Origin of the sequence: Duffyella gerundensis (assembly GCF_001517405.1) — a bacterium.
In the GTDB taxonomy this organism is placed as follows: domain Bacteria; phylum Pseudomonadota; class Gammaproteobacteria; order Enterobacterales; family Enterobacteriaceae; genus Duffyella; species Duffyella gerundensis.
Genome location: NZ_LN907827.1, coordinates 1,744,344 through 1,763,320 on the forward strand (window position 1 = coordinate 1,744,344; position 18,977 = coordinate 1,763,320).

13 protein-coding genes are annotated in these 18,977 nt (G+C 60.9%); 10 read left to right on the forward strand and 3 right to left on the reverse strand.

Going from position 1 to position 18,977, the window contains the following annotated elements; genetic code table 11:
• The first annotated feature begins 5 nt into the window (after window positions 1-5).
• The 6 genes from ntrB (at window position 6) to EM595_RS08115 (ending at window position 10,807) form a co-directional block, all read left to right on the forward strand.
• Window positions 6-872: a nitrate ABC transporter permease gene (gene ntrB, locus EM595_RS08090; RefSeq protein ID WP_067430134.1), complete on the forward strand. Its 867-nt coding sequence runs from the start codon at window positions 6-8 to the stop codon at window positions 870-872.
• 10 nt (window positions 873-882) lie between these two features.
• Entirely contained in the window at window positions 883-1,683 is an 801-nt protein-coding gene (locus tag EM595_RS08095; RefSeq protein ID WP_067430136.1) for an ABC transporter ATP-binding protein, read from the forward strand.
• Window positions 1,680-5,750 carry a nitrite reductase large subunit NirB gene (gene nirB, locus EM595_RS08100; protein WP_082691654.1) on the forward strand — a complete coding sequence of 1,357 codons (4,071 nt, stop codon included), beginning with the start codon at window positions 1,680-1,682 and terminating at the stop codon, window positions 5,748-5,750. The genes EM595_RS08095 and nirB overlap by 4 nt, the downstream gene beginning before the upstream one ends.
• The gene (locus EM595_RS08105) at window positions 5,747-8,353 is read left to right on the forward strand and encodes a nitrate reductase (protein ID WP_067430139.1); all 2,607 of its coding nucleotides are present in this window, start codon (window positions 5,747-5,749) and stop codon (window positions 8,351-8,353) included. Before nirB ends, EM595_RS08105 begins: the two co-directional genes overlap by 4 nt.
• A gap of 14 nt (window positions 8,354-8,367) precedes the next feature.
• Complete coding sequence (cobA, locus tag EM595_RS08110) at window positions 8,368-9,210, forward strand: uroporphyrinogen-III C-methyltransferase (protein ID WP_067430142.1); 843 nt, start codon at window positions 8,368-8,370, stop codon at window positions 9,208-9,210.
• Between the two features lie 172 nt (window positions 9,211-9,382).
• Window positions 9,383-10,807 carry a YchO/YchP family invasin gene (locus tag EM595_RS08115; protein WP_067430146.1) on the forward strand — a complete coding sequence of 475 codons (1,425 nt, stop codon included), beginning with the start codon at window positions 9,383-9,385 and terminating at the stop codon, window positions 10,805-10,807.
• Here the strand turns inward: EM595_RS08115 and EM595_RS20625 are convergent.
• The 3 genes from EM595_RS20625 to EM595_RS08125 are packed head-to-tail and all read right to left on the reverse strand — an operon-like array spanning window position 10,793 to window position 13,409.
• Window positions 10,793-10,951 (reverse strand): DUF2474 domain-containing protein, encoded by a 159-nt coding sequence (locus EM595_RS20625; RefSeq protein ID WP_071852498.1) that lies wholly within the window; start codon window positions 10,949-10,951, stop codon window positions 10,793-10,795. The genes EM595_RS08115 and EM595_RS20625 overlap by 15 nt on opposite strands.
• 11 nt (window positions 10,952-10,962) lie before the next feature.
• Window positions 10,963-11,973: a cytochrome d ubiquinol oxidase subunit II gene (gene cydB / locus EM595_RS08120; protein ID WP_067430148.1), complete on the reverse strand. Its 1,011-nt coding sequence runs from the start codon at window positions 11,971-11,973 to the stop codon at window positions 10,963-10,965.
• Complete coding sequence (locus EM595_RS08125) at window positions 11,973-13,409, reverse strand: cytochrome ubiquinol oxidase subunit I (protein ID WP_067430151.1); 1,437 nt, start codon at window positions 13,407-13,409, stop codon at window positions 11,973-11,975. The genes cydB and EM595_RS08125 overlap by 1 nt, the downstream gene beginning before the upstream one ends.
• Before the next feature lie 496 nt (window positions 13,410-13,905).
• On the opposite strand from EM595_RS08125, the gene EM595_RS08130 reads away from it, so the two are divergent.
• The 4 genes from EM595_RS08130 to astB are packed head-to-tail and all read left to right on the forward strand — an operon-like array spanning window position 13,906 to window position 18,948.
• The gene (locus EM595_RS08130; RefSeq protein ID WP_067430154.1) at window positions 13,906-15,126 is read left to right on the forward strand and encodes a bifunctional succinylornithine transaminase/acetylornithine transaminase; all 1,221 of its coding nucleotides are present in this window, start codon (window positions 13,906-13,908) and stop codon (window positions 15,124-15,126) included.
• Window positions 15,123-16,160 carry an arginine N-succinyltransferase gene (astA, locus tag EM595_RS08135; RefSeq protein WP_067430157.1) on the forward strand — a complete coding sequence of 346 codons (1,038 nt, stop codon included), beginning with the start codon at window positions 15,123-15,125 and terminating at the stop codon, window positions 16,158-16,160. The genes EM595_RS08130 and astA overlap by 4 nt, the downstream gene beginning before the upstream one ends.
• A complete protein-coding gene (astD, locus tag EM595_RS08140; protein WP_067430160.1) occupies window positions 16,157-17,626 on the forward strand; it encodes a succinylglutamate-semialdehyde dehydrogenase in 1,470 nt (489 codons plus the stop codon). Before astA ends, astD begins: the two co-directional genes overlap by 4 nt.
• Window positions 17,623-18,948 (forward strand): N-succinylarginine dihydrolase, encoded by a 1,326-nt coding sequence (gene astB / locus EM595_RS08145; protein ID WP_067430163.1) that lies wholly within the window; start codon window positions 17,623-17,625, stop codon window positions 18,946-18,948. Before astD ends, astB begins: the two co-directional genes overlap by 4 nt.
• Window positions 18,949-18,977: the final 29 nt, after the last annotated feature.

Genomic DNA, 18,977 nt, shown 5'->3' on the forward strand with positions numbered 1-18,977 from the left:
GCCCCATGAAAAGCCAAATAGTTGCGCTCCGTCGCCCTGATTCGCCCTCCGCCGAGGTGCTTCCTTTACCGCCCGCGGCCGTCAGGCGTCGCGCGCCCTGGTTACGGCCGCTGATTCAGCGGCTGCTGCCCGGCCTGTGTGGCATCGTGCTGCTGCTGATGGTATGGCAAATGGCCGCCATCTGGAGCAGCGGCTTTCCTGGTCCCTGGACCACCTGGCAGGCGGCGGTGACGCTGTTTGCTGACCCTTTCTATAACGGCGGTCCCAACGATCGCGGCATCGGCTGGAACGTGCTGGCGTCGTTGCAGCGCGTGGCGGTCGGGTTTGGGCTGGCGGCGCTGGTCGGCATTCCGGCGGGCTTTCTGCTCGGGCGTTACCGCTTTCTGGCCAGCATGTGTAACCCGATCATCGCATTGCTGCGCCCGGTCAGCCCGCTCGCCTGGTTACCGATTGGGCTGCTGCTGTTTCAGCGGGCGGAACCGGCCTCAAGCTGGACCATTTTTATCTGTTCTGTCTGGCCGATGGTGATTAACACCGCCGAGGGCGTGCAGCGCATTCCCCAGGATTACCTCAACGTGGCGCGGGTGTTGAACCTGTCGGAGTGGACGGTGATGCGCAAAATCCTGTTTCCGGCGGTGCTGCCTGCGGTGCTGACTGGCGTCCGCCTTTCGGTAGGCATCGCCTGGCTGGTGATCGTCGCGGCAGAAATGCTCACCGGCGGCCTGGGTATCGGCTTCTGGATCTGGAACGAGTGGAACAACCTCAATGTGGAAAACATTCTTGTCGCCATTGTGATCATCGGCGTGGTTGGCCTGTTGCTTGAACAGGCGCTGATGCTGCTGGCACGTCGATTCAGCTGGGAAAACCGTTAAGGAGTAGCCAATGCGTAACATTATTCAGGTAGAGCAGGTGAGCCAGCGTTTTACCACCGCCAGCGGCGATTTTCTGGCGCTCGATCGGGTGAGCTTTGCTATCCGCGAAGGGGAAACCCTCAGTCTGATCGGCCATTCCGGCTGCGGAAAATCAACGCTGCTCAATCTGATCGCCGGACTGACGCTGCCCTCCAGCGGCGGCCTGATCTGCGACCAGCGGGAAATCAGCGGGCCAGGCCCGGAGCGCGCGGTGGTGTTTCAGAATCACTCGCTGCTGCCGTGGCTGACCTGTCGCGAGAACGTCGCGCTGGCGGTGGATCAGGTGTTTAAAGGCACCATGAGCAAGGCTGAAAAGCAGGCGTGGATTGTCCATAACCTTGAGCTGGTGCAGATGGCGCACGCCCTGGATAAACGGCCCGGTGAGATCTCAGGCGGCATGAAACAGCGGGTGGGCATCGCCAGAGCACTGGCGATGAAGCCGAGGGTGCTGCTGCTTGATGAGCCTTTTGGCGCACTTGATGCGCTGACGCGCGCCCATCTACAGGACGCCGTGATGCGCATTCAACAGAAGCTCAATACCACCATCGTGCTAATCACGCACGACGTCGATGAAGCCGTGCTGCTCTCCGATCGGGTGCTAATGATGACCAACGGCCCGGCGGCGACGGTGGGCGAGATCCTGGCGATCGACTTGCCGCGTCCACGCTCGCGGGTGGCGCTGGCGGATAACCCGCACTATCACCATCTGCGCCAGCAGATCCTGCACTTTCTTTATGAAAAGCAGATTGTGACGGCACAGGAGCACGCATGAAACCGCATCTGGTGGTGATCGGTAACGGCATGGCGGCGCTGCGCATGGTGGAAACTCTGCTGCAACTGGCGCCAACGCGTTACCGCATCACCATTATTGGCCGTGAGCCGGGCGGTAACTACAACCGCATCCAGCTGTCGCCGGTGCTGGCGGGTGAGAAAGATTTTGCAGCAACGCTCCTGCATCCGCTGAGCTGGTATCAGCAGCAGGACATTATGTTATACAGCGGCGAAAGCGTGCTGACAGTGGATCGCCCGGCGCGCAGGTTGCGCACCGATCGCCGTGAGATCGCCTGGGATTTGCTGGTGTTTGCCACCGGTTCGTTACCGTTTATTCCCGCCATCCCCGGCGCAAACTTGATGCATGTCAAAGGGTTCCGCGACTACGCAGACGTAAAATGGATGCTGGCGGCATCCGGGCCGGTGGTGGTGCTGGGCGGAGGTTTATTAGGCATTGAAGCCGCCGCGGCGCTGCGTCAACAGGGACGAGAGGTCACGCTGGTGCACCGTCAGGGCCATCTGCTTGACCGGCAGCTGGATCGCCGCGCAGGCGAACTGCTGCGGCATACGCTGGAAGCGCGCGGGCTACAGATTCGGGTTAATCAGCAACTGACGCAGATTAATAGTGACAGCGTCACGCTGAATGATGGCAGCGCACTGGCGGCGAAGCGGGTGGTTATTGCCACTGGCGTTGTGCCGGAAAAGCGGCTGGCAGCCGCGGCAGGCCTGGCATGCGGCAAGGGCATTCTGGTTGACGGCCAGCTGTGTACTGCCGATCCGGCCATCAGCGCGTTGGGTGAATGCGCCGAAATCAACGGCGAGACTGTTGGCCTGCTGGCACCGTGCCTGGCGCAGGCAGCGGTATTGGCGCACCGGCTGGCCGGACAGCCGATCGACGATTACCGCGCCGTCGACGAGGGTACGCGGTTGAAGGTCAGCGGCATCAGCCTGTTCAGCGCAGGCGACATCAGCGAATCCCTGCCCGGTTACACCAGCTTTGATCCCCTGAGCCAGCACTATCGCCGACTCTTTCTGCGCGACGGGCGGCTGTGCGGCGTCGTGCTGTATGGCGACAGCCGCCAGGCCAACGCGCTGCAGGAAAAACTACAGCAACAGGCGCCGGTCACCGCCGACGCGCTATTTGATCTTGAGACGTCTGAACAGCAGCCACGGGCTGCGGGGAATACGATGATGAAACCGGTTTTAGCAGTGATTGGCCACGGCATGGTAGGCCACCATTTTCTTGAGCAGCTGGTCGCGAAAGGCCTGCATCAGCACTATCACATCGTGGTTTACGGCGAGGAGCGGCACACCGCCTATGACCGCGTGCATCTCTCAGACTATTTTGCTGGCCGCACGCACGCCGATCTTTGCCTGGTCAGCGGCGACTTTTTTAGCGACAACGCCATCGAGTTGCGTAGCGGCTGCGAAGTGGTGGCGATCGATCGTCAGCGCCGCTGCCTGCGCGACGGCACCGGCCGGGAACTCGCCTTTGACAAGCTGGTGCTCGCCACCGGCTCTTACGCCTTCGTGCCGCCGGTGCCCGGCCACGATCTGCCCGGCTGCCATGTCTATCGCACGCTGGACGATCTCGACGCGATTGCCGCCCGCGCGAAACAGGCGCGTCGCGGCACGGTGATTGGCGGCGGTCTACTGGGGCTGGAAGCGGCCAACGCGCTGAAGCAGCTCGGCCTTGCCACCAGCGTGGTGGAATTTGCGCCGCGCCTGATGGCGGTGCAGCTGGATGACGGTGGCGCGCAGATGCTGGCGCGCAAAATCAACGCGCTGGGCGTTGACGTTTTCACCAGCAAAGAGACGCGTGACATCAGCCGTCAACCCGACGGCTCGCTGCGGCTGCAGTTTGCCGATGGCGAAACGCTGGACACCGATCTGCTGCTGTTCTCCGCCGGGATTCGCCCGCGCGATAACCTGGCGCGTGAAGCGGGTTTGACGCTTGGTCCGCGTGGCGGCATCTGCGTTGACGATCGCTGCGTCACTTCCGATGAGCAGATTTTCGCCATCGGCGAATGCGCGTTGTGGAACGGTCAGCTGTTTGGCCTGGTGGCGCCAGGTTACCAGATGGCGCGGGTGGCCGCAGCCGCGCTGGCCGGGGAAGCCACCACCTTTGGCGGCGCTGACATGAGCACCAAACTCAAGCTGCTGGGCGTGGAAGTCGCCTCGTTTGGCGATGCGCATGGTCGCACGCCGGAAAGCCAGAGCTATCACTGGACCAACGGCCCGCAGGAGATCTACAAGAAAATCGTCGTCGACAGCAGCGGTAAGCGGCTACTGGGCGGGGTGCTGGTGGGTGACAGTAGCGAATACAGCACGCTGCTGCAGATGATGCTCAATGAGATGGCGCTGCCTGCCCAGCCGGAAACGCTGATTCTGCCAGCGGTCGCCGGTGCGCCGGTGAAAGCGCTCGGCGTGGCGGCGCTGCCGGACAGCGCGCAGATCTGTTCCTGTTACAACGTCAGCAAAGGCGATATCTGTCAGGCGGTCAGCGACGGCCACGGCACCGTTGCCGCCATCAAAAGCCACACTAAAGCGGCCACCGGCTGCGGCGGCTGTGCGGCGCTGGTGAAACAGGTGATGGAACACCAGCTGGAGACGCTGGGCGTGGAGGTGAAAAAAGATATCTGCGAACATTTCGCCTGGTCGCGTCAGGAGCTGTATCACCTGATCCGCGTCGGCAATATTCATAGCTTTGACCAGCTGATTAAACAGCACGGGCGCGGCCACGGCTGCGAAATCTGTAAGCCGCTGGTGGGCTCGCTGCTCGCGTCGTGCTGGAACGATTATCTGCTGCAACCGCAGCATCTGCCGTTGCAGGACACCAACGATCGCTACTTTGCCAATATCCAGAAAGATGGCACCTATTCCGTGGTGCCGCGCATACCGGCCGGTGAGATTACCCCTCAGGGATTGATTGCCATCGGCGAAGTGGCGCAGCGCTATAACCTCTACACCAAAATCACCGGCGGCCAGCGTATCGACCTGTTTGGCGCCCAGCTGGCCCAGCTGCCGGAAATCTGGCAGCAGCTGGCGGCCGCAGGCTTTGAAACCGGCCACGCCTACGGCAAGTCGCTGCGCACGGTGAAATCGTGCGTCGGTTCAACCTGGTGCCGTTACGGCGTTAAGGATTCCACTGGCTTCGCCATTGCGCTGGAGAACCGCTACAAAGGGCTGCGTTCGCCGCATAAAATTAAAATGGCGGTCTCCGGCTGCACCCGAGAATGCGCCGAGGCGCAAAGCAAAGACATTGGCGTCATCGCCACCGAAAAGGGCTGGAATCTTTACGTCTGCGGCAACGGCGGCATGAAGCCGCGCCATGCCGACCTGTTCGCCAGCGATCTTGATGACGCCACGCTGATCCGTTATGTCGATCGCCTGCTGATGTTCTACATCCGCACCGCCGATCGTCTGCAACGCACCAGCGTCTGGAGGGATAATCTGGAAGGCGGCCTGGACTATCTGCGCGACGTGGTGATTAACGATTCGCTGGGACTGGGCGACGAGCTGGAAGCGGAGATGCAGGCGGTGGTCGACAGCTACCAGTGCGAATGGCAAACCACGCTGCAACAGCCGGAAAATCTGGCACGCTTTACCGCTACCGTTAACAGCACGGCGGCCGACGAAACCATTCGCTGGCAACACGAACGCGATCAGATACGCCCGTCAACCGAGACGCTTATTCCGGTGATGCAGCTGCCGGAGGAGCCGTGGAGCGCCATTTGCCCACAGGAAACCATTCCGGCGCAGGCGGGTATCGGCGCGCGGCTGGGCAACCATCGCATCGCGCTGTTTCGTTTCGACGGCGCGCTCTATGCGCTGGATGATATTGAGCCAGGCACCCAGGCGAGCGTACTGTCGCGCGGGCTGCTGGGCGACGTGGCGGGTGAACCGGTGCTGATCTCGCCGCTCTACAAGCAGCGCTTCCGCCTGCGCGACGGTCAGTCGCTGGAGCAGGCGGACCGTCGGCTGCGTTGCTGGCCGGTGAAAGAGCAGGGAGGCATGGTGTGGGTGGCTAATGCACCGCTGGACGTTGCGCTGGCGGCAGCATCATGAACAGCACCTGCCCCTATTGCGGCGTCGGCTGCGGCGTGACGGTAACGTCGCGCGCGGGCGCAGTGCAGGTCAGCGGCGACGGCGAACATCCGGCTAATGCGGGTCGGCTCTGTGTGAAAGGCGCCGCGCTGGCCGACACGCTGGGCGAGACGGGCAGGTTGCGCTATCCCCATGTCAACGGCAGCCGCGTCAGCTGGGAGACCGCGCTCGACGCGGTAGCCAGCGGACTGCAGCAGGTCATTGACCAGCATGGCTCGCAGGCGGTGGCGTTTTACGCTTCCGGTCAGCTGCTGACCGAAGATTATTATGTCGCTAACAAGCTGATGAAGGGATTTATCGGTGCGGGCAACATCGACACCAATTCGCGGCTCTGTATGGCCTCCGCGGTGGTGGGCTACAAGCGCGCTTTTGGCGCCGATGCCGTGCCGTGCAGTTATGCGGATCTCGATCATGCCGATCTGGTGATCCTCTGCGGTTCCAATACCGCCTGGGCGCACCCGGTGCTCTGGCAGCGGCTGGTGCAGGCGAAGCTGCAGCGGCCAGCGATGCAGGTGGTGGTGATCGATCCGCGCCGCACCGCCAGCTGTGATATCGCCGATGTGCATCTGGCGCTGCGTGCCGGCAGCGACGCCGCGCTGTTTAACGGTCTGCTGCACTGGCTGGCGCAGCAGGGCACCGACAGCAGCATGCTGCCGCATCTGGCGGATGTGCCCACAGCGCTTGATGCGGCCAGCGGCTGGTCGCCAGCGCAGGTGGCCGCGTACTGCCAGCTCAGCGAAGAGCAGGTCACGGCGTTTTATCGCGCCTTTGCCAGCCAGCGTAACGTGCTCACGCTCTACTGCATGGGGATTAACCAGTCCACCAGCGGCAGCGACAAGTGCAACGCCATCATTAACTGCCATCTGCTGAGTGGCAAAATTGGCCGTAACGGCAGCGGGCCGTTCTCGCTCACCGGCCAGCCAAACGCCATGGGCGGGCGTGAAGTCGGCGGGCTGGCGACTCAGCTGGCGGCGCACATGGATTTCAGCGCAGAGAACGTGGCACGCCTGCAGCGCTTCTGGGGCAGCGATCGGGTCGCGCAACAGCCGGGCCTCTCGGCGGTGGCGCTGTTTGATGCAGTAGCCCGCGGCGAGGTGAAGGCGATCTGGATCATGGGCACCAATCCAGCGGTATCGCTGCCGGAGGCCAGCCGCGTGCGCCAGGCGCTTGCCCATTGCCCGCTGGTGATCGTCTCTGATGTTGCTGCGCAGACGGATACCAGTGAGCTGGCGCATATCTGCCTGCCCGCAGCGGCCTGGGGCGAGAAAAATGGCACCGTGACCAACTCCGAACGCCGCATTTCTCGTCAGCGTGCCTTTGTGCCGCCGGTGGGCGAGGCGCGCCCGGACTGGTGGATCCTGGCGCAGGTGGCGCAACGGCTCGGTTTTCATCAGGCGTTTGCCTGGCACCATCCAGCGGAGATTTTTTGCGAGCATGCGGCGCTCTCCGGTTTTGAAAACCACGGCAGCCGCGCATTTGATATCAGCGGGCTGGCCTCGCTCTCGGTAGCGGAATGGGATCGCCTGCAGCCGGTGCAGTGGCCGGTTAACGCCAGCGCACCGCAGGGCACCGCGCGCCTGTTCAGCGATCGGCGCTTTTTTCATCCCGACGGCCGCGCCCGACTGATTGCGGTGACGCCGCGGCTGCCGCTCGCCGCCTGCACGACCGCGTATCCGCTGCTGCTTAACACCGGCCGCATTCGCGATCAGTGGCATACCATGACGCGCACCGGCCAGGTTCCGCGCCTGATGCAGCACGTCAGCGAGCCGTATGTGGCGATGCATCCGCAGGACGCAGCGGATTATCAGCTACAGGCGCGGGATTTGGTACGCGTGCAGTCGTCGCAGGGTTGGATGATCGCCCGCGCGGTGCTGACTGACGATCAGCCGGTGGGCACGCTGTTTGCGCCGATGCACTGGAATTGCCAGTTTGCGGCACAGAGCAGCGTGGGCGCGCTGGTAGCGGCGCAGGTCTGTCCGCTTTCCGGTCAGCCGGAGAGCAAACAAACCGCAGTGCAGATTGCGCGCTGGCACAGTCACTGGCAGGGCACGCTGTTTTCTCGTGACAATGTCACTTTTCCCGACGGCGTATGGTGGAGCCGTATTCCCCATACGCATGCGACGCGCTATCAGCTGGCTGGCAGCGGTCCACTATCCGCACTGCTTAGCGCACTCGATCTCAACGATATGGCCTGTCAACGCATGGAAGGCACAAACGAATTACGCCTGCTGGCCTGGCATGATGGCGAGCTAATGCTGGCGCTGTGGCTGGGCCCGCGGGTGCCAGAGCTTGATTTGGCATTCATTGATGCGGCTTTCGCCTCGCCACCAACCCGCGCCGCCGATCGCCATGCGCTGCTCGGTGGTCGCGCTGCCGAGCGTGAGAACGCCGGGCGCACCGTTTGTAGCTGCTTTGGTACCGGCGAACAGACCATTTTGTGTGCGGTCGCCGCTGGCGACAACAGCCTGGCCGCACTGGGGGCGCGCCTCAAATGCGGCACTAACTGCGGCTCCTGCATTCCTGAACTTAAACAGCTGATTGCGCGCTTTCCTGCGCACGCCTGAACGAGGTAAATCTCATGACGCAACAGATTGCTGGCATTAATACGCTTTTTCATATGCAGGGCGGCGACCAACCAGGCCGTGTGTCGCTGGTGGGTGCCGGACCGGGCGATCCCGATCTGCTGACGGTGAAGGCGCTGCGCCTGATTGAGCAGGCGAAAGTGGTGGTTTACGACCGGCTGGTGAGCGAAGCGGTGCTGGCGCTGCTGCCGGCGCAGGCGCTGGCGATTGACGTGGGTAAATCACCAGGCTGCCACGGCATGAAGCAGCAGGATATCAATCAGCTGATGGTGGATCTGGCGCGCGGCGGTCACGACGTGGTTCGGCTGAAAGGGGGCGATCCCTTTGTTTTTGGTCGCGGCGGAGAGGAGATGCAGGCGCTGCAGCAGGCGGGTATCGACTGGCAGGTTGTGCCGGGCATTACCGCCGCGGTGGGCTGCGCGGCGGCCACCGGCATTCCGCTGACGCATCGTGACATGGCGCAGTCGGTACGTCTGATCACCGGCCACGGCAAGCAGGGCAAGCCGCAGATGGATTATCACAGCCTGAGCGATGCGCGGCAGACGCTGGTGTTTTACATGGGGTTGAGCTGGTGCGGCGAACTGGCACATCAGCTCAGCCAGGCGGGCCGCAGCGCTCAGACGCCGGTGGCGATCGTTGAACGCGGTACGCGGCCTGAGCAACGCACGCTGGTAACCACCCTTGAGGAGCTTGCCGACACGGTAAGCAGAGAGCAGGTGCAGTCGCCCGCGTTGCTGATTGTCGGTGAGGTGGTAAACCTTTACATAGCACCCGCAACGCCCCGTGCCGCGCCTGCTGCCGCGCCGCACAACATTGATAGCGCGCTTATTATGTCGTAAGCTGCCGAAGCGGCACGCTGTCGCTTCGCCTTTCAGATATTTCCTGCAATTCAAGACCTGTCCTGGTGGTCAGGCCCCTGTACTGAGGTATGTTTGACTTTTTTGTATGTCGTCCCGCTGTATGGACAGAAAAACGTTAACGCACCCTATGGAAAATTGCGCTACACCCAAAATGTTATCGCGCGCGTCGCTGACCGCGCTGCTGTTTACCTTGGCCCCGCCTGACGTGCACGCGCTGCAAAGCGAGACGCGGGTTGCCCCTTATCCTTTTGATAATCCTGCTCGCTTCAGCGAAAGCGCCGATCGGCTGCCCGATCTCGGCAGCGCCGCCAGCGACAGTGACTTCTCTACCCGTTTAGCCACTATTGCGAAAAGCATTGGCGAAGCCAGCCAGAATGCCAGCAGTGACAGCTCGCTGGGCGATCAGGCGGGCATCTGGGCGTTTAATCATTTCCGTGATGAAGTGGCCAGCCGGGTGGAAAACGAGGGCAGGTCGATGCTTTCGCCTTACGGCAACGCTGAAATGAGCCTGCAGATTGACCGCCTCGGCAACCTCAGCGGCAGCAAAGCGCAGCTGTTTACCAGCTGGGCGGAAAAATACAATTATCTGACCTTTAGCCAGGTGGGCGTGACCCAGCAGGATGAGCATCTGCTGGCCAATATCGGCGCCGGACAGCGCTGGACGGTAGGCAACTGGCTGCTGGGTTACAACGCGTTTCTTGACCGTTCGATCGATGACGGTCAACAGCGCGCCTCGCTGGGCACCGAGGCGTGGGGCGATTTTCTGCGTTTCTCGGCGAACTACTATCAGCCGCTGGGCGGCTGGCGCAACCAGAGCAGCCAGCAACAGCAGCGCATGGCGCGCGGCTATGACATCACCACGCAGGGCTATCTGCCTTTTTATCGTCATATCGGCATGTCGCTGAGTTGGGAGCGCTATCTCGGCAACGGCGTTGATCTGTTTAATAACGGCAGCCGCTATGATAATCCCTCGGCGCTGAAGTTTGGTCTGAACTATACGCCGGTGCCGCTGGTTACCCTTTCCGCCAGTCACAAAGAGGGCAGCGGCGGACAGTCGCAGGATCAGCTCGGCCTGAAGCTTAACTATCGTTTCGGCGTGGCGCTGGAACAGCAGCTCTCGGCCAGCAACGTCGCCAAAGTGCGATCGTTGCGCGGCAGCCGCTATGATAACGTGGAGCGCAGTGATACGCCGGTGCTGGAGTTTCGCCAGCGTAAAAACCTGTCGGTGTTTCTTGCTACGCCGCCGTGGCAGCTGAATCCGGGCGAAACCCTGCCGCTGAAGCTGCAGGTGCGCGCCAGTAATGCGGTGAAGCAGGTGAGTTGGCAGGGCGACACGCAGGCGCTGAGCCTGACGCCGCCGGCCAATAACAGTGATGTGCAGGGCTGGAGTATTATTATGCCGCAGTGGGACAGCACGCCCGGTGCCAGCAATGAGTATCGCCTGTCGGTGACGGTGGAAGATGCGCAACAGCAGCGCGTCACCTCGAACTGGATTACCTTAAAGCTGGCCCCGCCGATGACGCTCCAGCAGACCGACAATTTCGATCTGCTGGCACCTGCATCAATGCACCTTTAATCCCGCCGCGGTCATCATCAGCCGGAACAGCGAGGCGACCACAAACAGGGCGAGCACGCTGCCCACCCAGATCGCCACCAGCCAGAACAGCCGCTTCGCCAGCGGCTGTTTTTTTACGCCCGCTTTTAAGGGTTGGATGCGCATCGTCGCTCTCCTCAGTGATAGCCGTGGTCAGGATTAATTTTGCCGCGGAACACGTAGTAGCTCCAGAAGGTGTAAACCAGAATCAGCGGAATGATCAGCAGCGCACCGACCAGCATAAAGCCCTGGCTTTGCGGCGGCGATGAGGCGGCGCGGAAGCTGATGTCCGGCGGAATCAGGTTTGGCCAGATGCTGATGCCAAGGCCGCTGAAGCCGAGAAATACCAGCGCCAGCGTCAGGATAAATGGCGTGTAATGCAGCGTTTCATTCCACGCGCTGCGCCACAGCGCCAGCGAAACCAGCACCACCAGCACCGGCACCGGCAGGAAGAACCACAGGTTCGGCTGGGTAAACCAGCGGTCGGAAATCGCCTGATGGCTCAGCGGCGTCCAGATACTGACGATGCCCATCACCACCAGCAGGGCGATCAGCAGCGGACGCGCCAGTTTGCGCATGGTTTGCAGCAGGTCGCCTTCGGTTTTGATGATCAGCCAGCTGCAGCCGAGCAGCGCATAGGCGATGGTCAGGCCCACGCCGCAAAACAGGCTGAACGGCGAAATCCAGTCAAACACCGAACCGGCCCAGACGCGGCCTTCCACCGGGATACCGTCGAGAAACGCCCCCAGCACAATGCCCTGAGAAAACGTCGCCAGCAGCGAGCCGCCGATAAACGAGAGATCCCAGAACGGCCGGTGTGACACCGTGGCCTTGAAGCGAAATTCAAAGGCGACGCCGCGGAAAATCAGGCCGATTAGCATCATGGTTAGCGGAATCGCCAGCGCATCAAGGATCACCGAATAGGCCAGCGGGAAGGCGCCAAACAGCCCGGCACCGCCCATCACCAGCCAGGTTTCGTTACCGTCCCAAACCGGCGCCACGGTGTTCATCATCACGTCACGATCGTGATCGTCGCGCACCATCGGATAGAGCAGGCCGATGCCAAGGTCAAAACCGTCCATCACCACGTACATCATGATGCTGAACACAATAATGATGAACCAGATAAGCGGAAGATCGATGCCCATCATTCGCTCCTTTTAAGCTGATCTTTGGAAGGGTGATCGAGCGCCTCATCGGCCGCCGACAGAGGACGTGCTGGCGTACGCGCCTGGCCAGGGCCGCCCGATGGCGGATGGTCGACGTAAGGCTGCGGACCCCGGCCAACCAGCTTGAGCAGGTAGACCGTGCCGACGCCAAATACCGAGCAGTAAACAATCAGGAAGGCGAGCAGGCTCAGCGACATATGCAGCGTGCCGTGATTGGAAACCGCGTCGCGGGTGCGCAGCAAACCGTAAACCACCCACGGCTGACGACCCACTTCGGTGGTGAACCAGCCGGCGAGAATGGCTAGCAGGCCGGAGGGGCCCATCAGCAGCACAAAGCGGTGGAACAGCCGCTGATCGTAAAGTTTACGGCGCAGGCGCAGCACCAGGCTCCAGACGCCCGCGGTGATCATCAGCAGGCCCAGCGCCACCATAATGCGGAACGACCAGAACACCACCGGTGAAAACGGCCGCTCATCTTTTGGAAAGCTGCTCAGCGCGGGAATTTGCTTGTCGAGACTGTGGGTCAAAATGATGCTGCCGAGGTAGGGCAACTCCACCGCATATTTGGTCTCTTCGGCCTGCATATCGGGCAGGCCAAACAGGATCAGCGGAGAGGGTTCGCCCGGCGTGTTATGCCAGTGGCCTTCGATAGCAGCGATCTTCGCGGGCTGATGCTCCAGCGTGTTCAGACCGTGCGCATCGCCAATACCCGCCTGAATCGGCGCGACGATCAGCGCCATCCACATCGCCATTGAGAACATACGCTTCACCGCCGGGGTCTTGTTGCCGTGCAGCAGATGCCACGCCGCGGAAGAGCCCACAAAAAAAGCAGCAGCCAGAAACGAGGCGGTTGCCATGTGCATCAGGCGATAAGGGAAAGAGGGATTGAACACCACCTTGAACCAGTCAACCGGGATCAGCTGATTGTTGACGATTTCATAGCCCTGCGGCGTGTGCATAAAGCTGTTGGAGGCGAGGATCCAGAAGGTCGACATCAGCGTGCCGAGCGCTACCATGCAGGTGGAGAAAAAATGCAGCCCCGGTCCCACGCGGTTCCAGCCAAACATCATTACGCCCAGAAAGCCCGCTTCAAGGAAGAAGGCGGTCAGCACTTCATAGGTTAATAGTGGACCGGTGATACTGCCGGCAAAAGCGGAGAAGCCGCTCCAGTTGGTACCAAACTGGTAGGCCATCACCAGCCCGGAGACCACGCCCATGCCGAAGTTAACGGCAAAAATCCTTAACCAGAAATGATAGAGATCGCGCCAGACGTCGTTACGGGTGCGCAACCAGCACGCCTCGACCACCATTAAAAAACTGGCGAGGCCGATGGTAATTGCCGGAAAGATAATGTGAAACGACACCGTAAACGCGAATTGGATGCGAGCCAGTTCAAACGCGTCTAATCCAAACATAGCTACCTCATGAAAACCTGTTGTTATCTGCCGTTATGCTGTGCTAACGGCTGCTCGATCAAGTGTAGTGGAGTTGCCTAAAGTGCCAGAAAAAAAGCATCGATAACAGATTCAATAATAAGACAATAAACTATAACAGTTGCGTGTGCGGTTGCCCCATGATCGTGCATGCTGGTCGAAAAGGGTGCATCAGCCGCCCTGTTATGGAAAGAAATCCCATCAGCGATCACAAAAGCAACAGATTATTCCGCCAGTGCATAATTTCTCTCTTTAATCTGCGGCAACATGGCCGCCTTCGGACCTTTATTCACTTTTTATGCATAAATTGTGCATATCGTTGTGATGTAACTCATTGATTTTTGGTTTGTCGCTATAAAATATGCATTTTAACGCTGGCTGGCACGCCCTGTGCAATTCAGAATGGCGCTGTGCTCGTTAACATCATTAACAAATTTAAAACTTTCCATTCACTCTTTTGGTCAGCGTTGAGGTCACTATGTTGCAAGCCGTATCCCGTCACGATTTTGATCGCCTTATGATGCCTACTTATGCGCCCGCGAGTTTTGTTCCGGTGCGCGCGGCGGGTTCACGCTTGTGGGATCAGCAGGAGAAGGAGTACATCGACTTTGCCGGGGGCATTGCGGTTAACGCGTTGGGTCATGCGCATCCGCAGCTGCAGCAGGCGCTGGTGCAACAGGCTTCACAGCTCTGGCATACCGGTAACGGCTACACCAATGAGCCGGTGCTGCGCCTGGCACAACAGCTGGTGGATGCCACCTTTGCTGACCGCGTGTTTTTCTGTAACTCCGGCGCAGAGGCCAACGAAGCCGCGCTGAAGCTGGCACGTAAATATGGTCACGATCGCAGCGGCGGCGCGAAATCAGGCATTGTCGCCTTTACCAACGCTTTTCACGGCCGCACGCTGTTTACCGTTTCCGCCGGTGGTCAGCCCGCCTATTCCAAAGATTTTGCTCCGCTGCCGCCAGATATCTCTCACGGCACCTTTAACGATCTCGCCTCAGCTGCCGCGCTAATCAATGAAAATACCTGTGCGGTGATCGTTGAGCCCATTCAGGGTGAAGGTGGCGTGCTGCCAGCCAGCGCCGCGTTTTTACAGGGCCTGCGCGATTTGTGTGATCAACATCAGGCGCTGCTGATTTTTGATGAAGTGCAGAGCGGCGTTGGTCGTACCGGTTCGCTTTACGCTTACATGCACTACGGTGTAACGCCTGACGTGCTGACCACTGCCAAAGCGCTGGGCGGCGGTTTTCCCATCGGAGCGATGCTGACGCGGGAATCACTGGCGGCGATCATGGGCGTCGGCACCCACGGGACTACCTACGGTGGCAACCCGCTGGCCGCCGCGGTGGCCGGTAAAGTGATGGAGCTGATCAATACGCCGGAGATGCTGCAGGGCGTGGAAATGCGCCATCGCTGGTTTGTCGATGGGCTGGAAGCGATCAACCAGCGCTGCAATCTGTTCAGTGAAATCCGCGGCCTGGGCCTGCTACTGGGCGCCGTGCTCAATGAAAAATGGGCTGGCAAAGCGAAGATGTTTAACCTTGCCGCCGCCGACGCGGGCGTGATGGTGCTGATTGCCGGTGCTAACGTGGTGCGCTTTGCGCCGGCGCTGAATATCAGCGAAGAGGAGGTGCGCCAGGGGCTGGAACGCTTTGCACGCGCCTGCGAGACGCTGGTTGAGGATGACGCGCGATGATGGTGATTCGACCCATAAACCATGATGACCTGCCGCAGCTGTTGGCGCTGGCAGGCAAAACCGGCGGCGGACTGACCTCGCTGCCGGAAGACAGCGCGACGCTGTCGGCGCGTATCGAGCGTTCGATCCAAACCTGGCAGGATGCGCTGCCGCGTGCCGAGCAGGGTTACGTGTTTGTGCTGGCGGACAGCGATACCGATCGGGCGGTGGGCATCTGCGCCATTGAGGTCGCTGTTGGCCTGCAGGATCCCTGGTATAACTTTCGGGTTGGCACGCAGGTACACGCCTCGAAAGAGCTGAACGTCTACAACAATTTGCCAACGTTGTCGCTGAGCAACGATCACACCGGCAGCAGCGAACTCTGTACGCTGTTTCTCGACCCCGACTGCCGCGACGGCAAAAACGGTCATCTGCTGTCGAAATCGCGCTTTCTGTTTATGGCCAACTTTCGTGACCGGTTTACCCGGCACGTGGTAGCAGAGATGCGCGGCGTCAGTGATGAGCAGGGCCGTTCACCCTTCTGGGATGACGTGGGCAATCGCTTCTTCTCCATGCCGTTCAGCAAGGCGGATTTCCTTAGCGGCACCGGGCAGAAGGCGTTTATTGCCGAGCTGATGCCCAAGCATCCACTCTATATCGATTATCTCTCTGCTGATGCGCGGGCGGTGATTGGCGCGGTGCACCCGCTGACCGCACCCGCGCGCGCGGTGCTGGAGTCGGAAGGCTTCTGCTATCGCAACTACATCGACATTTTTGACGGCGGTCCGACGCTGGAATGCGATATCGAAAGTATTCGCGCCATCCGTGAGAGCCAGCTGCTGCCGGTGATCATTGATGAACAGGCCGCTGCGGCTGACCTGCCGCTGTGCCTGGTGGCCACCGGCAATTACCAGCAGTTTCGCGCCACGCTGTTGCCTGCGGACAACAAGGCCGACGCCGTTCGCCTGACCGCCGCGCAGGCCGATACGCTGCAATGCCACGCGGGCGATATGCTGCGCGTGGTCACCCTTTCCGCCGAGGAGAAAACGGCATGACGCATTTGATTAATGGCCAGTGGCTGCCGGGAGACGGCGTGGCGCTGGAGAAACAGGATCCGGTAACCGGCACAACGCTGTGGCAGGCAAACAGTGCCGATGAGCAGCAGGTTGCCGCTGCCTGTCAGGCCGCGCGCGACGCCTTTCCCGCCTGGGCGCGCCGCACGTTCAGTGAGCGTCAACAACAGGTTGAGGCCTTTGCCCACCAGCTCAGCGAAAACAAAGCGGAGCTGACGGCGATTATCGCCCAGGAAACCGGTAAACCGCGCTGGGAAGCCGCTACTGAAGTGCAGGCGATGATCAATAAGATCGCGATTTCCGTTCAGGCGTGGCAGGTGCGTACCGGTGAGCAACAGCAGGGCGAAAACAGCCTGCGTCACCGACCGCACGGCGTGATGGCGGTATTTGGTCCTTATAACTTTCCCGGTCATCTGCCGAACGGCCATATTGTTCCGGCATTGCTGGCAGGCAATACGCTGGTGTTCAAACCCAGCGAGCTGACGCCGATGACCGCTGAAAAAACCGTGCAGCTCTGGCAGCAGGCCGGGCTGCCCGCGGGCGTCCTTAATCTGGTGCAGGGCGGACGACAAACCGGCCAGGCGCTGGCGCAAAATAGCCAAATCGACGGCCTGCTGTTTACCGGTAGCGCCAATACCGGCTATCAGCTGCACCGGCAGTTTGCCGGTCAGCCGGAAAAAATGCTGGCGCTGGAGATGGGCGGCAATAATGCGCTGATTGTCGACGAACCGCACGATATTGACGGCGCGGTGCATCTGGCGATTCAGTCCGCCTTTATTACTGCTGGTCAGCGCTGTACCTGTGCGCGTCGTCTGCTGGTCAAGCGCGGCGCGGCGGGCGATGCCTTTTTGCAGCGTCTGACCGAGGTTGCGTCACGACTTCAACCGGGACGTTGGGACGACGAGCCGCAGCCGTTCATGGGCAGCGTGATCTCGCCCCAGGCAGCAGAGCACATTTTTGCCGAATGGCAGGCGCGAGTCGCCGCGGGTGGCACCGTGCTGCTGCCGATGCGCTGGCCCGATCGCCACAGCGCGCTGCTGACGCCGGGCATTATCGATCTCACCGACGTTGACGGCATTGCCGATGAAGAAGTGTTCGGGCCGCTGCTGGCGGTGATGCGCTATGACAGCTTCGATGAGGCGATCGCCATGGCCAATAACACCCGCTACGGTCTCGCCTGTGGATTGATTTCGCCCGATCGGGCGTGTTTCGATCGCCTGCTGTTGGAAGCGCGCGCGGGTATCGTCAACTGGAATAAACCGCTGACCGGCGCCGCCAGCACCGCGCCGTTTGGCGGCATTGGCGCCTCGGGAAATCATCGGGCCAGCGCCTGGTATGCCGCCGATTATTGTGCCTGGCCGATGGCCTCGCTGGAAAGCCGCGAGATTGCGCTGCCGTCCACGCTGTCGCCGGGACTCGATTTCACTGCGTCGGGAGAGCGATCATGAGCGGCAGGGAAGTCAATTTTGATGGGCTGGTGGGGCTGACCCACCATTACGCCGGGCTGTCGTTCGGTAACGAAGCCTCAACCCGCAACCAGCTGCAGCCTGCCAATCCGCGACTGGCGGCGAAGCAGGGGTTGATTAAGATGAAAGCGCTGGCGGACATGGGCTTTATCCAGGCGGTGATCCCGCCACATGAGCGGCCGAATCTGGCGGCGCTGCGTCAGCTGGGTTTCTGTGGCAGTGACGAGCAGGTGCTGGCGAAGGCGGCGAAAACCGCGCCGCAGTTGCTGTCAGCCTGCAGCTCCGCCTCGGCGATGTGGGTAGCCAATGCCGCCACGGTTTCACCGTCGGCGGACAGTGCCGATGGCCGTGTACATCTCACCGTCGCCAACCTGAACAACAAGTTTCATCGCGCGATGGAAGCGCCGACCACCACCGCGCTGCTGCGTGCTATCTTTTGCGACAGCGCGCACTTCAGCGTACATGACGCGCTGCCACAGATAGCCATGTTTGGTGATGAAGGCGCGGCAAACCACAATCGCTTCGGCGGCTACGGCGAGCCTGGCGTGCAGCTGTTTATTTATGGTCGTGAAGAAAACCAGGGTGGTGTGGTGCCGGGTCGCTATCCGGCGAGGCAGACGCGGGAAGCCAGCGAAGCGGTGGCGCGTCTGCATCAGCTCGATCCTGCGCGCACGCTGTTTGCCCAGCAGAATCCGGCGGTGATCGATCAGGGCGTGTTTCATAACGACGTGATCGCGGTGAGCAATCAACAGGTACTGTTCTGTCATCAACAGGCATTTTTGCATCAGGCTGCGCTGCTCGCCGATCTGGCTGAGCGGGTGCCTGGCTTTACGGCAATTGTGGTGCCGGAAGCGCAGGTTTCGGTCAGCGACGCGGTCAATACTTACCTGTTTAACAGCCAACTGCTAAGCCAGCCCGATGGCAGCATGCTGCTGGTGGTGCCGGAAGAGTCACGTCAGCACGCTGGCGTCTGGCGCTACCTGTGCGAGCTGGTGGAAAGTGGTGGGCCGATCCGTGAACTGAAGGTGTTCGATCTGCGTGAAAGCATGTGCAACGGCGGCGGCCCGGCCTGCCTGCGGCTGCGCGTGGCGTTAACCGCGGCGGAGCAGGCGGCGGTGAATCCCCAGGTGATCATGAATGACGGGCTGTTTACCCGGCTTAACGCGTGGGTCGACCGCTACTACCGCGATCGGCTGACGCAGCAGGATCTGGCCGATCCGCTGCTGCTGCGTGAGGGACGTGAGGCGCTGGAAGCGCTAACCCGCATGCTGGATTTGGGTAATGTTTATCCGTTTCAACGTTAACAGCGCGCCGCGCTGCTTCAGGGAGCTCT

What these genes read in the sequence shown, in the direction of transcription:
- ntrB (WP_067430134.1), top strand. Translation starts at nt 6, where the DNA reads ATGAAAAGCCAAATAGTTGCGCTCCGTCGCCCTGATTCGCCCTCCGCC.
- EM595_RS08095 (WP_067430136.1), top strand. Translation starts at nt 883, where the DNA reads ATGCGTAACATTATTCAGGTAGAGCAGGTGAGCCAGCGTTTTACCACC.
- nirB (WP_082691654.1), top strand. Translation starts at nt 1,680, where the DNA reads ATGAAACCGCATCTGGTGGTGATCGGTAACGGCATGGCGGCGCTGCGC.
- EM595_RS08105 (WP_067430139.1), top strand. Translation starts at nt 5,747, where the DNA reads ATGAACAGCACCTGCCCCTATTGCGGCGTCGGCTGCGGCGTGACGGTA.
- cobA (WP_067430142.1), top strand. Translation starts at nt 8,368, where the DNA reads ATGACGCAACAGATTGCTGGCATTAATACGCTTTTTCATATGCAGGGC.
- EM595_RS08115 (WP_067430146.1), top strand. Translation starts at nt 9,383, where the DNA reads ATGTTATCGCGCGCGTCGCTGACCGCGCTGCTGTTTACCTTGGCCCCG.
- EM595_RS20625 (WP_071852498.1), bottom strand. Translation starts at nt 10,951, where the DNA reads ATGCGCATCCAACCCTTAAAAGCGGGCGTAAAAAAACAGCCGCTGGCG.
- cydB (WP_067430148.1), bottom strand. Translation starts at nt 11,973, where the DNA reads ATGGGCATCGATCTTCCGCTTATCTGGTTCATCATTATTGTGTTCAGC.
- EM595_RS08125 (WP_067430151.1), bottom strand. Translation starts at nt 13,409, where the DNA reads ATGTTTGGATTAGACGCGTTTGAACTGGCTCGCATCCAATTCGCGTTT.
- EM595_RS08130 (WP_067430154.1), top strand. Translation starts at nt 13,906, where the DNA reads ATGTTGCAAGCCGTATCCCGTCACGATTTTGATCGCCTTATGATGCCT.
- astA (WP_067430157.1), top strand. Translation starts at nt 15,123, where the DNA reads ATGATGGTGATTCGACCCATAAACCATGATGACCTGCCGCAGCTGTTG.
- astD (WP_067430160.1), top strand. Translation starts at nt 16,157, where the DNA reads ATGACGCATTTGATTAATGGCCAGTGGCTGCCGGGAGACGGCGTGGCG.
- astB (WP_067430163.1), top strand. Translation starts at nt 17,623, where the DNA reads ATGAGCGGCAGGGAAGTCAATTTTGATGGGCTGGTGGGGCTGACCCAC.